This is a genomic window from Ochrobactrum vermis (assembly GCF_002975205.1).
Taxonomy (GTDB): domain Bacteria; phylum Pseudomonadota; class Alphaproteobacteria; order Rhizobiales; family Rhizobiaceae; genus Brucella; species Brucella vermis.
Map to the genome: position 1 here is coordinate 1124142 of NZ_PCOC01000002.1, position 17381 is coordinate 1141522.

Genomic DNA, 17381 nt, shown 5'->3' on the forward strand with positions numbered 1-17381 from the left:
TAGAAGGCAGGATTGTCGGGCTTAATTGCCGACCTGACGCTCGTAAGCTTCCAGAATCGCGGTGTTATAAGGTGCGATCGGGAAAGGCTTGCCGTATTTCGCAAGGTCATCCGGCGAAATATCGGTGAAAAGCTTGTTCCAGGTGTCGTTATCCAGCTCTGCCTTAACATGGTCGGCGTCAATGCCTGGATACCAGTTGAACCGTTTCACGATACCTTCGGCCTGCACTTTCGGGCTAGTCGCCAAAGCAACGAATTTTTCGGCAAGTTCCTTATGCGCACTCTTTTCTGGGATCACATAATGCATCGGCTGGCCGGGCATGCCGGGAGCGGGCAGGACAAGTTTCATTTCTGGCGGAAGCTGACCATTTGCCTTCCATGAATAGAACATGTCGACCCAGACCGGTCCCATCGAAATCTCGCCGCGGCTCAACATGTCGAGCGTGCCAGCATTTCCAGGGGTGAGGGTGGCATTTTTTGTGAAGTCCTTGAGCGAGGCAAATGCCTTGTCCCAGTTTTTCTCTGCGCCTTCTTCGAACGGACCATTCATCAGCTTGTCTGCATCGCCGCCATAAGCGTAGATCCAACCCATGACGAAACTCACGCCCGACGCACCACCTTTGATGCCATTATACCCGAACTGCTTCGGGTTTTCTTTGGCCCATGTGACGAGCTCATCGTAGCTCTTCGGCGGATTGGCGACGAGGGCTGGATTGTATGCAAGTGCTGTCTGGCTGTTGAACATCGGCATGACATAACCGTCGACATCCGTGCCAAGTGCCATTTTTGCATTATCGCGCGTCACCAGCTTGCCACTGTCGATTTTGCTGCGGTAGTTTTCGAGGAACTTGGCCGTTACCATCGGTCCGGCAAACTTCTCGTGGACCACAGCGACGTCGGTATCCCATTTTTCCACGCCGGCCTTGGACTGGGCTTCGAAACGTTCAAGAATCTTTTGCGAACCTGCATCGCCAGGGCCTGTTCCGACGACGCGAACAGTCGTTCCTGGGTTTTCCTTCTCGAACAAAGGTCCAAGATACTGATTGATATAGTCGACCATATTCTGATCGCCTGCCGTAAGGACAGTAAGGTCATCAGCGGCGGCTGGTGCTACGGTGAGGCCTATCGCCATCGCCGCGTTCAGGATAGTTCTCATGAAAGGACTCCTGTCTGAAACCGGAATTTCCGGTATTATGTTGAATGCAGATGCGGTGCATCCGGTGGTGGCTATCGGGAACGGTGCATCTACGGGCACGGAACTGTCCGCAGAATGGATTTCGAAACGGGCTTTCCCTGTATTAGGTACGATAGAAAATGGGATCAGCGTGCACAGCTGTGCATAATAAGATGTGACGCGAACGCATATTTTGCCGATCCATACTCTCCTTCATTTCAGGGCGCATCGTATGTGTCGCCAGCGAACTATTTGTCGAACAGAAACAGGGCGTGTTCGGGTATGCGGATTTCAACATTCGCTCCAGGTTGATGGCTTTCCTGAGCATCGACCATGATGTGACGATCACCAATGCGGATCATGTGTCGCCAGAGGCCACCGGGATAGCTGGTCTGTTCGACAGTTCCGTTGAGGATTAGCTCGGAAGCTTGGGCGGGCTGGTCTGTCCCTGCCTTGGTGAGGCGAGCAGCTTCACTGCGGAAGCGCGCCGATGCCTGGCCGTCTGAAAGATTGCGACGGCCTGCAGAAATAATGCTGGCCTTGTTGTTCGCGCCCGCTGCGATCTCTATATGATCGGCCTTGATCTGGATCGGCACTTCGATCAGATTTTCGGCGCCCATAAATGCCGCTACAAAATCCGACACAGGATGGTTGTAGACCTCTTCTGGAGCTCCGGCCTGAGCGATTTCGCCGTTATTGAGGATGACGATGCGGTCCGCCATAACCATGGCCTCTTCTCGGTCATGCGTCACGTGGACTGCCGTAATGCCGAGGCGGCGTTGCAGGGCACTGATCTCATGACGAACCGTCAGTCTGATGCGTGCATCGAGATTGGAAAGTGGCTCATCGAGCAACAAAATGTCGGGCTGAATAGCGAGGGCCCGGCCGAGCGCGACACGCTGGCGCTGTCCACCAGAAAGGGCGGAGGGTTTGCGCTCCAATAAGGCATCGAGTCCCAGTAGGCGAGCGACTTCTTCGACCTTGTGCTTGATTGTTTCTTTTCCCGCGCCGCGAATGCGCAGGCCGTAACCCATGTTCTGCGCGACTGTCATATGCGGCCAGAGCGCGTAGGACTGGAAGACAAGAGCCATGCCGCGTTTATCCGGAGGCAGTTTTGTGACGTCTCTACCGTCTACCCGTATCGCACCATCGGAGGGTGTATTAAAGCCTGCAATCGCGCGCAGCAGGGTTGTCTTGCCGCAGCCGGACGAGCCGAGAAGTGCAACGAATTCGCCCTTCTTGACGGACAAATTCACACCTTTGAGAACTTCATTGCTCCCATAACGAACGCGTGCGTCCGCCACCTCCAAAAACGCTGGCATAAGCGCCTCCTCCCCAGGATCGCCGGCTGGTATTATTTTTTCTGCACAGCCGTGCAATTTGGATTGAAGCATCTTTAAGCCACCTCGACAAGCCGCAAAAGTGAAATTACGCGGAAAAACAGTCTCAAGTTCCATTATGGAACGTTGTCTGAAGGCTGATTAACGAGATTTCATAACAGCTGTATGACGTATAGATGAAAACGTGGACAGCTTTGCAAAGCTGTCCACGTCGCACGCAAGCGGGGGCCGACCGAGAGTACAGGACCCGGCTTGTTATCGATGTTCAGTCATACTTCTTCTAGATGCTCTTCGAGTTTTGCACTTCGTCGAGAGGAGTGGATGAACGCGGCAATAAACATCGCGGTCATCAGTAGAACGATCGTTGGCGCTGGAGCGCTGTCGATGAAGAACGACAGATAGACACCAAAGAAGGACGCGATGACTGCAATCGTCACTGCGAGCATCATCATGGTGCTGAATTTGCGTGTAAGCAGAAAGGCAATCGCGCCGGGGGCGATCAACATCGCGATGGCCAGAATGATGCCTACTGCCTTCAGAACACCAACGATTGTCAGCGATATCAGGCAGAGCAAACCGTAGTGCAGAAAACGAACCGGGAGGCCGACTGCTCTGGCTTGTGCCGGGTCGAAAGCATGCAGTAGGAAGTCACGCCATTTGACGACAAGAACGCCAGTGGTCAGCGTAGCAATAGCTGCCGTTTCGATCAAGTCGGGCAGTGTTATGCCGAGCATGTCGCCAAACAGGATATGATCGAGATGCACTGTAGAGCGGATCGAAACGTAGAGGACGAGGCCCAGGCCGAACATGCCGGAGAATACGATACCCATCACCGTATCCTGCTTGATGCGGCTGTTCTCGGTGAGGTAGCCGGTTGCAAGGGCGCAGGCCATACCCGCTACAAAGGCGCCAATGCCAAAAGGTATCCCGATAATATAGGCGATAACCACACCCGGAAAGACGGCATGGCTGATCGCATCGCCCATCAGTGACCAACCTTTGAGAACCAGAAAGCACGACAGCAATGCTGTTGGGATTGCGATGAGCACGGAAATGGCTAGCGCATATTGCATAAACTCGAACTGAAAAGGGGAGGCCAGCATTTCAAGAACGGTCATTGCGGAGCCTCCTGGAGGGCTATCGCAGCTTTGCGACGTGCTGCCAGAAGACCGTGTTTCGGAGCAAGGACAAATACGCTGAGGAACATCAGCGTTTGGAGAACAACGATAATGCCTCCAGTCGCACCATCCAGGAAGTAGCTTACATAGGCACCGACGAAGCTCGTAATAGATCCGACGGCAACGGCAATCCAGAGCAAGCGAGAAAAGCGATCAGTCAGCAAGTAAGCGGTAGCGCCCGGTGTGACCACCATGCAGATGACCAGAAACGCACCGACTGTTTGCATAGCCGCGACTGTGGATGCCGACAAAAGCGTGAAAAACATGATCTTCAAGAGGTTCGGCTTGAGACCGATTGAACGCGCATGGTTCTCATCGAAGAACACCACCATCAAGTCTTTCCACTTCAAAAGAAGCAGCGACAGGGAAACGAAGCCGATAATCGCCAGTTGCAGGGTGTCTGCCGGTGTGATGGCAAGGATATTGCCGAGAACGATGGTTTGAATGCTGACAGCCGTCGGCTTGAGCGAGATCATAAACAGGCCGAGTCCAAAGAACGACGAGAAGATCAGGCCGATGATCGCGTCTTCCTTCAGCTTCGTGCGCTGGTTGAGAAAGAGCATCGCCGCTGCGGCGAGACCTCCTGAAAAGAACGCGCCAATAGAGAAGGGCAGGCCGAGCATGTAGGCGCCTGCGACACCCGGCACGATGGAATGGGAAAGAGCATCGCCGATCAGCGACCATCCTTTCAGCATGAGATAAGCTGACAGGAAGGCGCAGACACCACCGACCAACGCCGAAACCCACATGGCATTCAGCATATAATTGTAGCTGAACGGTTCAAGCAACACGGTCATTGTTTCTGGCCCCCTTTCCGGGCAGAGGAGCCATCATTCTCGTACACAACGAACGGCCGTTCATCGTCTGTTATAACGCCTACTGCAGCTCGTCCTGAGTGGTCAGTCTCACCAAGCACGAGATGGCGCAGTACGCCACCGAATGTTTTTTCGAGGTTGGTTTGTGTGAACACTTCAGCCGTCGGTCCGTAACCAATCACTGTTCGTTTCAGTAGTACCGTGCGGTCGCAGAACTCGGGAACACTGCCTAGATTGTGTGTCGAAACCAGCATGATGCGCCCTTCATCCCGGAGGCTGCGAAGAAGAGTGACGATTGCTTCTTCCGTCTTGACGTCGACCCCAGTGAATGGTTCGTCCAGAAGGATCACTCGCCCATCTTGTGCGAGGGCTCGGGCCAGAAATACCCGTTTCTTTTGCCCGCCCGAAAGCTCACCGATCTGTCGCTGGTGAAATTCGATCATGTTCACGCGAGCGAGTGCTTTTTCTACGGCTTCCCGGTCCGCGCGGCGCGGAATGCGCATCGTGCCCATATGGCCGTAGCGCCCCATCATGACGACATCTTCGACGAGAACCGGAAAATTCCAGTCAACCTCCTCACTTTGCGGGACGTATGCTACGAGATTTTTCTTCAATGCAGCTCCAACCGGCATTCCAAGAATGGATATTCCACCCTTGGCGAGTTTCACAAATCCCATGATCGCTTTGAACAGGGTCGACTTGCCGGATCCGTTGACGCCGACAAGTGCTGTAATTGTGCCGGTTGGTATAGTGAAGCTTGCATTGTGCAAGGCCGTATGGCCGTTTCGGTATGTGACAGTTGCCTCTCTTACATCGATGCCGACGGCCGCGCTTTTACACAACGCGATATGGGTGTCTTCGTGAAGATCTATGGGAGCATTCATTGTTTGAGTCCTTCAGCGATCGTGCTGGAGGTGATTTTAAGGAGGTCAATAAATGTCGGCACGGGGCCGTCCGGCTCTGAAAGTGAATCGACATAAAGAACGCCTGCATACTTCGCCCCTGTTTCACGTGCTACTTGCTCGGCCGGAGCAGGAGATACCGTGCTTTCGGAAAAAACAGCGGCAATGTCGTTTCCACGCACTGCGTCAATCACTTTGCGCACCTGCTGAGGGGTGCCCTGCTGATCTGCATTGATTGGCCAAAGGTAAAGTTCCTTCAAGCCGAAGTCGCGTGCGAGATATGAAAATGCGCCTTCACTGGAAACGAGCCAGCGCTTGTCCTCCGGGATGGTCGCCAATTCATTTCGGATAGGATCAATTGTAGCTTTAATCTTCGCCTTATAAACTTCCGCGTTTGCTGTGTAGATGTCCGCGTTCGAGGGGTCGTTTTTGACAAAAGCATCGCGGATATTGTCGACATAGATCAAGGCCGCATTTGGCGACATCCAGGCGTGAGGATTTGGTTTGCCGCCATAAGGCCCCTCGCTGATGTCGATCGGTTCAACACCGTCAGAAACAACGGCACTCGGAACATTCTTGAGCCGCGAGAAGAACTTTTCGAACCATAGTTCCAGACCAAGACCGTTCCAGAGAACCAGCTCTGCGTTTTGCGCTTTGATCAGATCTCCGGGCGTTGGTTGATAGTTGTGAATCTCGGCGCCCGGTTTCGTAATCGATTCAACTGTTGCGGCATCGCCCGCAACATTCTGTGCGATATCGGCAATAACGGTGAATGTTGTCACTGCCTTGAATTTTTCTGCAAACGCAACGCCGGCGCTTGCCCAGAGCAGAGAGCCACTCATGAGACCGAGAGCCATTGATCGTAAAATGCGATGCAGCATATCTAAATCCTTGTTGCCAATAGTTTGCAATTGCATAACCGATCGATTGTTGAACGGCAAGTGTTATTGCAAGTCATTTGCATAAAGGCTGCGCGGCAATCGCAGCTCAAAATTCCGATTGCAAAACGTAACTACACGTATAAATTGTATAACACGCGGGCGTGTGCATTAATGAGTTGTATTTTTAGTGAGTGATCGCAGGAGGCTTCCCGGCCGCCGTAGAGACGGGGAGTTTGTATTCTCTGTTTTCAGATTGAGCGAGCGAGGTGAAAATGAGCTTAGCGATTGATTTGCCGTTGATTATTTCACCAGATGGGAGGTCGAAGTGGGCGGATGTTGAAGAAGTGCAGATGAGCCTGTCTAAATGTGGTTTAACTTGTAGCACCACCCAAATCGGACCGGTCAGCTATCGCGGAAGCGGCATGACCTTCATCATTCTCAGAGAGCAGGTATGCAATCTAAGATGGTATTCCACCGCGCGCATAGATGAAAAATCGAGTTGCTCGGTCGGAACTGTCTTCATCATTCCGGCTTCTACCGATTTATTAATCTATTGGCCTGAACGAACCGAAGTTGTGATTGGGCAATTTGATCAGCAGCTCTTGCAGGGGGCGCTTTTTGAAAGTTCATTATTGGAAGAAATCAACGACTTCAGGAGTGCTACAAAATTCTCGTGCAAAGAGTCTCTGCCAATATGTCATATGATCTGGGAGGAAATCTGCCAGCGGAGTGGGCAAGGCGGACCTTACTTAGATGCTCTCGGCTTAGTTCTAAGCCACACGATAGCTCGCAGCCTGTTGAATGATAGGGCTTTAATCGACAGCAAGGGCGGGCTTAGCGCAATAGACTGTCACCAGATCGAAACATATCTCAACCAGAACTTTCACAAGCCTCTTTCAGTTCCTGATATGGCTGAGATGCTAGGAATTTCGGCAGGGCATTTTTCTACGTGTTTTAGAATTAGTTTTGGGCAGACGCCTCACCAGTATCTGATGGGATTGAGGCTTGATGAGGCTGAGCGGTGTCTCAGAAAAACATCTATGACGATTAGCGAGATTGCGCGCCATTTGAATTTTTCCAGCCAAAGTCATCTAACGACCGCTTTACGGAAATATCGACACGCAACCCCTGGGGAATTACGCAGGTAGATCTTTAAAGAAGAGTTTGTCAGAAAAGACCTACTTAGGCCGTGTGGACGGATTTGATTAAGATGAAAGCAGAAGCGATTGCGACGATGGATCGGAAGTTTCTTGCTGTTTTCTCGCAGCGTAATGCGACACGTTTGAACCGTTTGAGCTTCCCCATCATTTGTTCGATACGTGCGCGACCTCGATAAAGCGCCGTGGCAAAATGCTTCGGAATATTACGCCTGTTTGATCTGTAGGGGATCACAGGGATAGCGCCAGCCTTTCGCGCAATCTCTCGATTAACGTCGCTATCATAGCCTTTGTCAGCAATGATAGCGCGGTGCCTGACTTGAGGGCCCGTGTCCATGAGGCTTTCAAACTGTTTGCTATCGGAGGCTTCGCCTCCGGTCAGTTCAAAGCCAAGGGGCTGACCATTTCGGTCGGTTTTCAGATGGATTTTGGTTCCGAACCCTCCACGAGACCGGCCGAGCGCTTGACCTTCCTGCCCCCTTTAGCGCCTGCTGCAGATACATGGGCGCGAATGACGGTGCTGTCGAACATAGCGATAAGATGAGCGCTTTCATCAAGCCCAGCCAAAATGGAAAAATAGTCCTCGAAAACACCTGCTTTACCTAAACGGTCAAAACGCTTCCATACGCTGTTCCAGTTACCAAACCGCTCAGGCAAAGCCCGCCATGAGATGTTGTGAAGGGTGAAATAATGCAACGCCTCAAGGAATAGGCGGTCATTTTTAGCTTTCGCGCCAACGGCTGGCAGACAAGTCCGAAAAACCTCAAGTGCCAGTTCATAGTCATTTTCTGTCATCTTGGTGCACATTACTGACCTCCAAATCACGTCAGCAATATGTGAATCACGTCGAGAGAAAGTCTGGAACCGGAAAACTTATACCTGAGTCAATTCGTCCACACGGCGTAGCCATTGCACTGCTTTGGTGATGGCAATTTAGTGCTGCTTAAAAATTCATGGTCACCTTTGCGTATCTGTCGACTTTCGCTTCAGCCATTTGCGCCAGATATGAATCTCACTTTTGCGACGCCAGCGACGGACGCGATGAGAATCATGTGAAAGGACGATTAGTCCGAGTGGGAGCATCCAGAAACCGAGAATCGGAAGAAAGCCAAGTGAGCCGCCGACTAGGAGTGTGCCGCCAAGTGTGCGGCGCATCATGACAGATTGCGGCATTGGTATTCGTCGACCAAGAATCACAATGGTTTTTTTTCGGGTTGTTTCGGCGTATTGATCATTCACAGGCGGATCTCTTCGGCTCATATGTTACAATTCACAGGAGGAAAACGTCCCAGAGAATATAGGGTTTCGAGGGCATAATGCAAAAAGATGAAAAAAAATGGATTTAGCCCTTTGCAAACGTGAAATCCTTTTGCTATACGCCACATCGCTGACGCAACGAGCACCTGTTCCCCGGTAGCTCAGTGGTAGAGCAACCGGCTGTTAACCGGTTGGTCGCTGGTTCGAATCCGGCCCGGGGAGCCACTGCTTTCTTAATGAAAACAGTAGCTTACAAGAAAAGAAAATCCGTAAAGATTTAGATTTGAAGTTTCAGGGCAACATCTGGGGCAACATGTGCATGTTTTCATTTCTGCTTGTCGTTTGCCATTTCTTTTAAGACCACATCAAATTTTCGAATCGATTCTTCGAGCTTTATCATGCCTTCGTTCAACACCGCTGTTGTAGCGTCGGCGGCAGGATCATTCACCAAAGTGTCTGCAATGATCGAAGCACCCGCGAGCAGATGACGTGATGCTGTCAATGCGTCGAAAGCTTCGATGAGCTGTCTGGAGTTTACAGTCGCAAGATTTGAACTGGTCATTTCTTCGATTCCTTCCGAACGGCGTCAATTAGTTGTTCGACTTTTTTGAGATGCCTCTTTGCTATGTGCGCTACCGTTGTGAGCGCGTTGGTTTGCTCTGCATCCTCGATTTGGGGTGCCATCATGAGAATCGCATCCAGCAAAAAAATGGCTTCATCATTCTCATTCAAGATGTCTTGGTATTTCACTTCGGCAGCTATCGGTGCGGTTTCCATTGTCATTCCTGTCGTTAAGAAACTGGTAACTGTGTTTCATAAACATATTCGACAAATGTTTGTTGTCAATATAATTCTGTATCTAGTACATAGAATTATAGAGACGAGGACTGATATGCTGACAATAGGTAATCAATTGAAAGCGGCGCGCGCGCTCATTGGCGTCGAGCAAAAAGAAATAGCCGATGCTGCGGGAGTGCACGTGAACACTATTCGGAGCATGGAAGCGTCAGGGCTTGAACCGATCGCTGGCCGATCACAGAATGTTCAAGCCGTTCAAAGGGCGCTTGAACAGAAGGGAATCGAGTTCCTAAATCATGGGAAGCCGGGTGTTCGAATTATTGGAGGCAACGACTGATGGCTGAAAGTGAAACTTCATGTCGTTTACGTCTTCAAGCCACCGAATTTTGGCTTGATAGAATGGCTGAACTATCGCAGGTCGGTCGCCCAATTACGGCAAGTGATATTGAGACATGGCTGGACATATTAAGGAACGGTGAAGCTGCTGATTATTATACCGAGAACGGCAAAGTAAACCCTGCTCTCTTTGATGAAGACAACAGGATTCGATATCCCGTTTATGAAAGTGTTGCTCTTAGAATTCTCGATATTCTAAGACCCGCTTAATCCCAATTTTCTTCGCCATCCGGTGGGGAATATCGGGGATCCTTTCCCGATGTAAGATGACGCCTATCGAAGAAAGCCTTTACAGCAGGCCAGTACCGCAGATCGTTAAAGAGCGGTTCTTTAGGAGGAAAGGCGTCACGCTCGAGCACAATCACGGTTGACTTAAACGCTGCTGCGGAGATGCCTAACGATCTCGCGATCTCAATGTCACTGACGAATAGCTTTTCAACCATCTTGCCGAAGCCTTTTGTTGCTGTAATTAGCGATGAAAATTGCACAGATTTGCACGCATTTGCACACTTTTAGACAGGCGCGAATGAAATTAATTTCAAATATTTCGGAGCGGAAATGTTACAACATGGTACGCATCGATACAGCTTGTGACAGCAAAAGGGCGCCCGGACGAGGGCACTTCATAACTTAGGCAGCTTGCTGGCGTCTTGTCTCTTCCCAAGGCAGAATTTCTGATTTGAGAAAATATTTGCGCCGTTTGATTTCGACGGGACGCGGAAATGCCGACTCTTTGTCAGCCATCCAATGCTTTAACGCCATTACGCTGACGCCATAGCGATCAATCACTCGACGTGCCGTGAAAAACGCACCCATCGTCATTGTCAGTTTCCCGATGATGCCATTCTAAAATCCCAATAACGCCCGGAGCCCAGTTTTCGAAACGTGGTGCATCACTGTTCTCCAACTTGATCGAGAAGGCGGCGGAAATAGAAGAGGTTCTGAAACGGCATGACGCGGCGTAGACGGCGAGTGTCTGCATCAGACCAATCACCCGTTGACGCATTAGTGCCTGCGCGTATTAACCCTTCGAGCTTATTGGCAGTGGGTCCGAGAAGAATGCCAAGCTTCTCCTGACTTTGATAACGAGATAGTGGCTCGTTTGCACCGATCATTCGGAATGCGTCGTATTGGCCGCCCGTCCATTTGGAGGAAATCGCGTTCATGGTTTCCAGCCAGCCGAGAACACCGGACCGCGAAACGCCCTGTTTTACCCAATTGGCAGTGCTGTTCGGATTTTCTTTGCCAGCGGCGAGGTTATAAGCGGCCTCACCCATCATACCGAGACCAATAGCGGCGATCATGCCTTGAAGGGCCTGTACATCCCGCGTCTGCATTCCACGGAACAGTAGGCGCTCTGTCGCTGACTGCACGAAAGTTTTATATTGCAAGATCAGCGCAGCTGCTGGGTTGCGGCTCTGGAGGAGTAGCTTTTCCTGTCCAGGCGTAATGATCATCATGTCGATGTCGCGGCCCAAAGCACCCTCGAAAGCGTCCCGCGCACCTATATCGGTCCAATTGCCGGTATTTGTAACGCGGACTCCGTCGATTACGTTGGAGCCGCCTTCGGTCTCCAATTCTTTCCAGATACGAGCGGCCATATGTGCATCAATGCCGGATTCTGCCAGCTTACGCACTTGGCCTTTCTTCGCAGAACCTTTGACTATGGCTTCGACTGCATTCGACATTTCATTCATCGAGACCATGCCCGCGCCCCACTTACCAAAATCGGTCCATGGGGTCAGAAGGTTGGTAAGGAAGAATTTGTTCGAGACTTGATCAATGGCGCGTTCGAAACGCGATGTCGGCTTATACATTTCCATGAAGTCGTTAAAGCTTCCGGCACGCATCTGAAGGTACGTTTCTGAAGCAAGGCCGAGCGCCTTCAACTCCTGTCTAGCACCATTGGCAGCCTTGCGCATTTCCGGCGATGACATCATGCGCATCATTGGTGCCCACTGATATTTGAAAGCGCTCGCGAATCCGTAATGCCAGATAGAACCCGCTACGTCAGGAATTGAAGCCAAAGTAACGCCGCCAAGATCAGCGGTCATATTGGCCTTGCCAACGGTTCCAACTATTTGGCCAGCACGGCGCATGCGAGGATCTGATGAAAAGCCGTAGGTTCCACGCACACGGTCGCGAATAGCGGCCAAATCGGTGACAGCAGCATCATACTGCTTTTTAAGCTGCGCGCGTTCCTTTTCGGTTTTGGCTCTACTTGAGAGGGCGTCATGCTCTTCTCGCAGCTTGCGAAAGGCTTCCAGCATGTCAACGTCCCCGAATTTCTCAGTGAGAAGAACGTCAGGCACAACAGTGTTCAAATAAGCATTGATCGATTCCTCAATGTCGGTGTTGAGGAAATCACGCACCATATTATCAGGAATCATGAATTCGCGGGAAGCGAGAGGGCCACGCGCACTCTGATCAGTCGGGACACCGGTACCGATCGATGCGTCATCATAAGGAATACGACCATCTGGATTTCCGATAATTCGGTCAACGATCTGGGAAGAACGGCTTTGAAGATCGGCTACGGTCTTTTCCTGATCTGAAGCGATGATGCGCCTGATAGCGCGCGTCGTGGCATTGTCAGCACCGGTCAGGCGCGGCGCATCGGGTTGGCGAGCAGATACAGCCGTATCTCGCGCTTTCATCGCGGAAATCGCTTCGTTGGCGCTTTTGCCCTTCCACTCTTTCAGAGCATCCTCAATTTGCTGCCACTGCTGCGCTTCTCGCTGTTTGACAGCAATCATACCATCCGTGTCGCCTTTTGCCTGCTTATAAAGCTTTGCAATTTCGGTCTGGGTATCATCAAGTTCTTTCGACAATCCTTCAAGCTTGGTCTTCAATCCAGCCTTGCGGGTTTGCTCGCTCGACAGCCATTGTGTGAAACGTTCAACCGCAACAGGACGCTGTGCAATCAGTTTTTCCTTGTTCCAAAGCCGAGACATATAGCTCGCGGCGGTGCCGGGATCGACATCTTCAGGCAAAAGACCGGCTTTGATCGCCCGATCCTTCCAAGGATCGAGAACATTCTTTCGCAGAAATTGGGCTGCTTCCGCCACTTCAGGAACTTCATGCATGTCGCCATTGCGCAAAGCATCGTCGATCATGCTTTTGAATTCGGTATAACTGGCTTTGTCGCGCGGCCTGCCAAGCGCATCTGAGATATGCGTGGCCTGACGTTGCAGGATATTCGGGTCTTGCGCACCAAACCGATAGCGCGTGAATGTGTCCTCAAGCTTGTCTACGATTGCGACTTTGGACTGCCCGATCTGATTCCGGGCCAGTCTATCAAGCGAGGGGCCTTGGGTGGTAGCAATGCCCTCAAGGTTTTCTTTGAAGATGTAGGGCGTTTCGGCAAGGTCAGCGGTCGCGCGCCGGGCGGACACAAATGGAGAATTAAAAAGCCTGCGTGTGGGGGACAACTTCGCAGTGATGTCCAGATTGGGGATTTTGTCTTTAATTCCATCAGGCACGACTGAGCGAATAACGTCTGTTGCGATATCCGCAGGCGTGCGGACCAGCTCTAACTGACGGGTATCGGTCGCAGCCGCGCCAGCGGACTTAGGGAATGACAAAACATCGTTCCCCCAGTCCACGCGATCTTGATGCAGTTTCGTTTCCAACGATTTCCGTTCGACCCGCGAAAGGAGAGCACCAGCGCCTGCACCAAGAATGCCTGCGAGAATGGTTCCCGTGCCGATGCCGGTAGCGACATCGCCAACATTATAATCTGGCGTGGTCGCATACATCGCAGCTTCACCGATGGCAGCGCTTGCGCCGCCTGCAATTGCGGTATCTGCCCCAAGCCTGAGGGCGGTTTGACCTGACTGCAAACCAGAAAAGAATTTGCCTATCGGCATAAAAATGGTGGGATCGACTAAGCCAGCACCTACAGCGGCGGCCGTGCCGAATGTACCGGATCTTGCAAACGTTTCACGCGCTTGTTCATCCTGATCCCACTCGTACATGATCGCCTGAGTTTCAGCGGCATTGTACGAATGTGCGAACCGCGCTGGATCAGATGCATATTTCGTATCCTTGATCATATCCCAAGGGTTGTGTTCAGGGTCCAACGTGGCCCCGATACCTCGATCATAAGCATACCGCGCAACACGATAAGGCCAGTTGAAAAGCGTGAATGCCGAACCGATGGCTTCGCCAGTGGTTGCAGGGGGCGCTTCGGGGGCTGATTGCTGTGGCTCTGTCGGTGTGAATCCGACTTTCTTATCTGAAACGACGATCATCGGGTCGCATCCTCTGGCATGCGGTTCATCTGCTCAAATAGAGCGTTTGTGCGATCAGAAACGTCTTTCGCGTACTTGCGTTGTTGAATGAGCTTATCGCGTGCCAGTGAGGCCGCTCTGTCAGGATCGAAGAACACGCGCACGATGTTGCCGTCATCGTCGGTGAGTATATCCTCGAATCCGGTTTCTGGATCGACCTTTGCAACGAGATAGCCCGGTAACTGCTTGTTCTGAATTTCGCCTTCGGTCTTGGTGTCGGAAACGAGCGATAGACGATCAATATCCATCCCGCGCGCAGACGCGAATTCTGAAAGTTGATCGCTCATCCAGTCTTTGGAACCGTTAACATCCGGATAGAAGGATTCCGGGGCGTAAAGCATAACCCGGCCATTGACCGCGGCTGATGCTGACCATTTTTCACGCATACGAATAACAGCCTGTTCTTTTGCCTTGCCGATATCGTTCAGCGCACCGTTGCGTTCGCCTACCAGCGTTACATAATCGTTAAGCATCATGCGTTGGGTAAGAGCGTCGGTCGGTGCGTCTGGATTTGTGAACCAGGCATTACCGATCTGTCCGGTGAGATCGTTGACCGAAGCCTTGCGGGCTTCCTTCTCACCAGCTGTAACAAGCGGCCTGACGCGTTCCTGCCATTTCGGGTCGTTCCGCTGCTTGAGCCAGTCTTTTGCCTCTTCCGGGCCGTAATAGCGGACGCGCGCCTGCCAATCTTGCAAACGATCAACAATATCTTTGGAATAGGTTCGCTCAACCGCACCAATACCGACATGTTCGCTCAATGTCTGAAGCTGTTGCATGGCTGCCATATGCTTGTTCGGATCAACGGAAACAGCCGCGCCCGAAATGATGTCCTTGTATTTTGGATCTTCTAAAGTTGCTTCGAACGTATCGCTCGGCATTTGCAACAGCGATGACGTCAAGGAATTCAGCGCCGCCGGATCATCGGAGCGCCATATCTGACCAAGAGCGTTGAAATCGCTTGGACGGAAAACAGAAGGTGGTGAGGAAATCTCTCCGGCTGAAACAAGGGCCATGCCTGCACGCTGGCGGGAAGCTACGGCCGCATTGATCGCGTCGGGATCATTTCCCGAAGGAAAGCCGGATAGCGCCCCTACGGATTGACTGTAACGGCTGGCACCATATCCAATCGGATCATCCTTTAGGGCCTTAGCCTGTGCGGTTTCCGCTTCTCGATATGACTGAACGGCCTGATGCTGTGCGATTGTTGCACCATCAGACTGCATTCCCGCCTCTATCGCGGTGATAACGGCATCACGGTCGGACTTATCGGGATATTGCAGTTCAAGGTTTTGCAGGAATTCTGCGCCGCGGAGAACTTCGGAGTATTTCAGACGCAGGCTATCACTGGTGAATTGTGGAATTGCGTCGGCAAGAGTCTGTATCTCGTCGAGCGAAGGGATATTTCCCTTCGTGAACATCTGTTTGAAGTCGTCGAAATGGAGTTCGTAGCGGTCAGTGACGGCGTCACGAAGGCCTTTGACGTAATCTGGGTCGCGCACCCAAGCCGGGGTGGGACCGCTCGATGCACCTCTGCGCGTGCTGTCATCCTCAATGTGCCAATTCTCATTCGAGAGCGGGAATTTCAGCCCGAAGTCTTTGGCGTGCGAATGCAACCAGTCAACGACTTCAGGCGGAGCGTTCTTCAAACTCTGACCATTATACGAGAGATCGGCAGCAGTACCGTGATTGTGGTTCGACCCCTTCGAACCAGCCACGCCCGGAGGTGGTGCAACCCATTTACGAGCTTCTGCAACTGAGCCGTATTTCTTTAGAGCATCATTCCAAAGCTCAGTTTGACGTTCGACCGAACGCGCCCCGGAATAGATGCCGAGCTTTTCCGCGATGCCGGGAGGAGCGGCTTGGATCAAAGAAGCGAGTTTGTTACCGAAACCCGCGTCCATGCCATCAACGTGACTGGCATCTTTATTACTGCGGGCAAGAAGGAAAGCGCGTGCTTCAGAAGGTCCAGACTGTCCCAACTTCCGACCTGATGATGCATCCAAATTTGGGCGCATCAAATTGCCGGTATAAGATACCAGTGAGCCGGTAGGGGTATTAGCCGATTTTCTGGCATATTGGTCGCGATACATATCGCGGTCGTTGGCCAGTTTCGCAGCTTCCGAAAATTTTCCGGTCTGCCAAAGGCCTTGATATACCGCGGCATAATCCGGGCTGTCGTATCCATAACCGGCTTTAAATTGGTCCGTGAGATCTTTACCTTTCGCAAGGAATGGCTTTGCCTCTTCGTCCCAAATTGCCTTTTGAGCCGTGATACGCTCTCTCATCATTCCCGCAAGCTGGTTGCGTTCTGGCAGAGAAAGAGTGAGGGATGTATCGGTTCGCACACGATCAATGAGCTTGAGTGCGCCAGCGGTGTTGCCAGCCCCTACAAGATCATCGACGTTTCCGACAAGCGAATAGCCTATGGCAGCGGACTCTACACGCCGCTTTTCAATTTCGGCTTGCTTCGCGCTGTATGCAAAATCCGGATTGGTGGCTAATTCGTCCAAGAGCGAAACAAGCTTGCCACTCGTTGACTTGTATTGTTCCGTGTTCACACCACCAGAACGCGCTAATGTGAACAAATCATCCATGTACATTTGCTTTGTGGCTTCCATGTCGCCCTTAGCGACCTGAATGTCACGCTTGCGTCGTTGCTCAGAGACACCTAGCGCAAATTGCTGGCCTTCCTCATCGAGAAGCCCGGATACGACGCCGCGCATCTCTTTTGGGGCATTACTCAGAAATTGGTTCTTGAAGCCGTGCCAAGCACTCTCAAAAGCCTTAACGTCGCCGGTGTGTTCGGTTGAAAGCGCTTGAGCGGCTTTCCTTATATCGAGAGCGGAGCGAGCAGCAAAGCCTTGCATTGCAGCCCGATTATAGGCCCGGCCCGTCTCGCTGTAATTGCTGCGAAGATCGACTTGGAGATTGCCCGCGTCATCTCGATAAGGCGCACTCTGTCCGTCGATACCCGACTGAAACACTTGGCCTTCTTCCAGTTTTGTACCGATACTACCTATTGCGTCAGCGATTTGCATAAATGGATTTGCGGCGGTAGACCCCGATACAGCAGACTGTGGGCCTTGGAAGATTGATTTGCGATCAGCAACAGAAGGGAGACGGGCCAATTTTACGCTCTCTGTTTAGGTAACGAAACGTATCAAAACCTAACAGTGGCTGTCGTTCAGGCGC

Annotated in this window: 18 protein-coding genes and 1 tRNA gene; 5 read left to right on the forward strand and 14 right to left on the reverse strand. The window is 51.8% G+C overall.

Going from position 1 to position 17381, the window contains the following annotated elements:
* Positions 1-21: 21 nt before the first annotated feature.
* Positions 22-1155, reverse strand: coding sequence for an ABC transporter substrate-binding protein (locus CQZ93_RS19535; RefSeq protein ID WP_181153437.1), 1134 nt, complete (start codon positions 1153-1155; stop codon positions 22-24).
* Here CQZ93_RS19535 and CQZ93_RS19540 point away from each other — a divergent pair.
* Entirely contained in the window at positions 1154-1342 is a 189-nt protein-coding gene (locus tag CQZ93_RS19540) for a hypothetical protein (protein ID WP_105544230.1), read from the forward strand. The two genes, CQZ93_RS19535 and CQZ93_RS19540, sit on opposite strands and share 2 nt — an antisense overlap.
* 79 nt (positions 1343-1421) lie before the next feature.
* Here the strand turns inward: CQZ93_RS19540 and CQZ93_RS19545 are convergent, their stop codons facing one another.
* The 5 genes from CQZ93_RS19545 to CQZ93_RS19565 all read right to left on the reverse strand — a co-directional run bounded on the left by CQZ93_RS19545 (position 1422) and on the right by CQZ93_RS19565 (position 6265).
* On the reverse strand, positions 1422-2495 hold the full coding sequence (locus tag CQZ93_RS19545; RefSeq protein WP_105544231.1) for an ABC transporter ATP-binding protein: 1074 nt from the start codon (positions 2493-2495) through the stop codon (positions 1422-1424).
* A 287-nt stretch (positions 2496-2782) separates the two neighbouring features.
* The gene (locus CQZ93_RS19550) at positions 2783-3631 is read right to left on the reverse strand and encodes a metal ABC transporter permease (RefSeq protein ID WP_105544232.1); all 849 of its coding nucleotides are present in this window, start codon (positions 3629-3631) and stop codon (positions 2783-2785) included.
* Entirely contained in the window at positions 3628-4488 is an 861-nt protein-coding gene (locus CQZ93_RS19555) for a metal ABC transporter permease (RefSeq protein WP_105544233.1), read from the reverse strand. The genes CQZ93_RS19550 and CQZ93_RS19555 overlap by 4 nt, the downstream gene beginning before the upstream one ends.
* A complete protein-coding gene (locus CQZ93_RS19560) occupies positions 4485-5390 on the reverse strand; it encodes a manganese/iron ABC transporter ATP-binding protein (RefSeq protein ID WP_286154225.1) in 906 nt (301 codons plus the stop codon). The genes CQZ93_RS19555 and CQZ93_RS19560 overlap by 4 nt, the downstream gene beginning before the upstream one ends.
* Positions 5387-6265, reverse strand: coding sequence for a metal ABC transporter substrate-binding protein (locus CQZ93_RS19565; RefSeq protein WP_422616112.1), 879 nt, complete (start codon positions 6263-6265; stop codon positions 5387-5389). The genes CQZ93_RS19560 and CQZ93_RS19565 overlap by 4 nt, the downstream gene beginning before the upstream one ends.
* A 296-nt stretch (positions 6266-6561) precedes the next feature.
* Between CQZ93_RS19565 and CQZ93_RS19570 the strand changes: the two genes are divergently transcribed.
* Positions 6562-7437: a helix-turn-helix transcriptional regulator gene (locus tag CQZ93_RS19570; protein WP_286154226.1), complete on the forward strand. Its 876-nt coding sequence runs from the start codon at positions 6562-6564 to the stop codon at positions 7435-7437.
* Between the two features lie 34 nt (positions 7438-7471).
* Here the strand turns inward: CQZ93_RS19570 and CQZ93_RS27290 are convergent, their stop codons facing one another.
* From CQZ93_RS27290 to CQZ93_RS19585, 3 genes are all read right to left on the reverse strand, one after another.
* Positions 7472-7873, reverse strand: coding sequence for an IS5 family transposase (locus CQZ93_RS27290; RefSeq protein ID WP_084486908.1), 402 nt, complete (start codon positions 7871-7873; stop codon positions 7472-7474).
* Positions 7864-8253: a transposase gene (locus CQZ93_RS19580; protein ID WP_095444932.1), complete on the reverse strand. Its 390-nt coding sequence runs from the start codon at positions 8251-8253 to the stop codon at positions 7864-7866. The genes CQZ93_RS27290 and CQZ93_RS19580 overlap by 10 nt, the downstream gene beginning before the upstream one ends.
* A gap of 150 nt (positions 8254-8403) precedes the next feature.
* Positions 8404-8706, reverse strand: coding sequence for a hypothetical protein (locus tag CQZ93_RS19585; RefSeq protein WP_422616104.1), 303 nt, complete (start codon positions 8704-8706; stop codon positions 8404-8406).
* Positions 8707-8853: 147 nt separating this feature from the next.
* Here CQZ93_RS19585 and CQZ93_RS19590 point away from each other — a divergent pair.
* Positions 8854-8928: transfer RNA gene (locus CQZ93_RS19590), tRNA-Asn, on the forward strand.
* A gap of 100 nt (positions 8929-9028) precedes the next feature.
* On the opposite strand, the gene CQZ93_RS19595 is transcribed toward CQZ93_RS19590, so the two are convergent.
* Both CQZ93_RS19595 and CQZ93_RS19600 read right to left on the reverse strand, forming a co-directional pair.
* Positions 9029-9265 (reverse strand): hypothetical protein, encoded by a 237-nt coding sequence (locus tag CQZ93_RS19595; RefSeq protein ID WP_105544235.1) that lies wholly within the window; start codon positions 9263-9265, stop codon positions 9029-9031.
* Positions 9262-9480, reverse strand: coding sequence for a hypothetical protein (locus tag CQZ93_RS19600; protein WP_105544236.1), 219 nt, complete (start codon positions 9478-9480; stop codon positions 9262-9264). Before CQZ93_RS19600 ends, CQZ93_RS19595 begins: the two co-directional genes overlap by 4 nt.
* 115 nt (positions 9481-9595) lie before the next feature.
* Here CQZ93_RS19600 and CQZ93_RS19605 point away from each other — a divergent pair, with 115 nt between their 5' ends.
* Both CQZ93_RS19605 and CQZ93_RS19610 read left to right on the forward strand, forming a co-directional pair.
* Complete coding sequence (locus CQZ93_RS19605) at positions 9596-9838, forward strand: MerR family transcriptional regulator (RefSeq protein WP_105545230.1); 243 nt, start codon at positions 9596-9598, stop codon at positions 9836-9838.
* The gene (locus CQZ93_RS19610) at positions 9838-10107 is read left to right on the forward strand and encodes a hypothetical protein (protein ID WP_105544237.1); all 270 of its coding nucleotides are present in this window, start codon (positions 9838-9840) and stop codon (positions 10105-10107) included. The genes CQZ93_RS19605 and CQZ93_RS19610 overlap by 1 nt, the downstream gene beginning before the upstream one ends.
* A gap of 420 nt (positions 10108-10527) precedes the next feature.
* Here CQZ93_RS19610 and CQZ93_RS19620 read toward each other — a convergent pair whose 3' ends face one another.
* From CQZ93_RS19620 to CQZ93_RS19630, 3 genes are all read right to left on the reverse strand, one after another.
* Positions 10528-10719, reverse strand: a complete 192-nt coding sequence (locus CQZ93_RS19620; protein ID WP_105544239.1) for a helix-turn-helix transcriptional regulator — start codon at positions 10717-10719, stop codon at positions 10528-10530.
* A 71-nt stretch (positions 10720-10790) separates the two neighbouring features.
* Entirely contained in the window at positions 10791-14150 is a 3360-nt protein-coding gene (locus CQZ93_RS19625) for a hypothetical protein (protein WP_105544240.1), read from the reverse strand.
* Complete coding sequence (locus CQZ93_RS19630) at positions 14147-17317, reverse strand: M15 family metallopeptidase (RefSeq protein WP_146114473.1); 3171 nt, start codon at positions 17315-17317, stop codon at positions 14147-14149. The genes CQZ93_RS19625 and CQZ93_RS19630 overlap by 4 nt, the downstream gene beginning before the upstream one ends.
* Positions 17318-17381: the final 64 nt, after the last annotated feature.

Bases quoted from the DNA above. Each gene is read 5' to 3' on its own strand.
- CQZ93_RS19540 (WP_105544230.1), top strand. From the start codon at position 1,154: ATGAAAGGACTCCTGTCTGAAACCGGAATTTCCGGTATTATGTTGAAT.
- CQZ93_RS19535 (WP_181153437.1), bottom strand. From the start codon at position 1,155: ATGAGAACTATCCTGAACGCGGCGATGGCGATAGGCCTCACCGTAGCA.
- CQZ93_RS19545 (WP_105544231.1), bottom strand. From the start codon at position 2,495: ATGCCAGCGTTTTTGGAGGTGGCGGACGCACGCGTTCGTTATGGGAGC.
- CQZ93_RS19550 (WP_105544232.1), bottom strand. From the start codon at position 3,631: ATGACCGTTCTTGAAATGCTGGCCTCCCCTTTTCAGTTCGAGTTTATG.
- CQZ93_RS19555 (WP_105544233.1), bottom strand. From the start codon at position 4,488: ATGACCGTGTTGCTTGAACCGTTCAGCTACAATTATATGCTGAATGCC.
- CQZ93_RS19560 (WP_286154225.1), bottom strand. From the start codon at position 5,390: ATGAATGCTCCCATAGATCTTCACGAAGACACCCATATCGCGTTGTGT.
- CQZ93_RS19565 (WP_422616112.1), bottom strand. From the start codon at position 6,265: ATGGCTCTCGGTCTCATGAGTGGCTCTCTGCTCTGGGCAAGCGCCGGC.
- CQZ93_RS19570 (WP_286154226.1), top strand. From the start codon at position 6,562: ATGAGCTTAGCGATTGATTTGCCGTTGATTATTTCACCAGATGGGAGG.
- CQZ93_RS19580 (WP_095444932.1), bottom strand. From the start codon at position 8,253: ATGTGCACCAAGATGACAGAAAATGACTATGAACTGGCACTTGAGGTT.
- CQZ93_RS19585 (WP_422616104.1), bottom strand. From the start codon at position 8,706: ATGAGCCGAAGAGATCCGCCTGTGAATGATCAATACGCCGAAACAACC.
- CQZ93_RS19595 (WP_105544235.1), bottom strand. From the start codon at position 9,265: ATGACCAGTTCAAATCTTGCGACTGTAAACTCCAGACAGCTCATCGAA.
- CQZ93_RS19600 (WP_105544236.1), bottom strand. From the start codon at position 9,480: ATGGAAACCGCACCGATAGCTGCCGAAGTGAAATACCAAGACATCTTG.
- CQZ93_RS19605 (WP_105545230.1), top strand. From the start codon at position 9,596: ATGCTGACAATAGGTAATCAATTGAAAGCGGCGCGCGCGCTCATTGGC.
- CQZ93_RS19610 (WP_105544237.1), top strand. From the start codon at position 9,838: ATGGCTGAAAGTGAAACTTCATGTCGTTTACGTCTTCAAGCCACCGAA.
- CQZ93_RS19620 (WP_105544239.1), bottom strand. From the start codon at position 10,719: ATGACGATGGGTGCGTTTTTCACGGCACGTCGAGTGATTGATCGCTAT.
- CQZ93_RS19625 (WP_105544240.1), bottom strand. From the start codon at position 14,150: ATGATCGTCGTTTCAGATAAGAAAGTCGGATTCACACCGACAGAGCCA.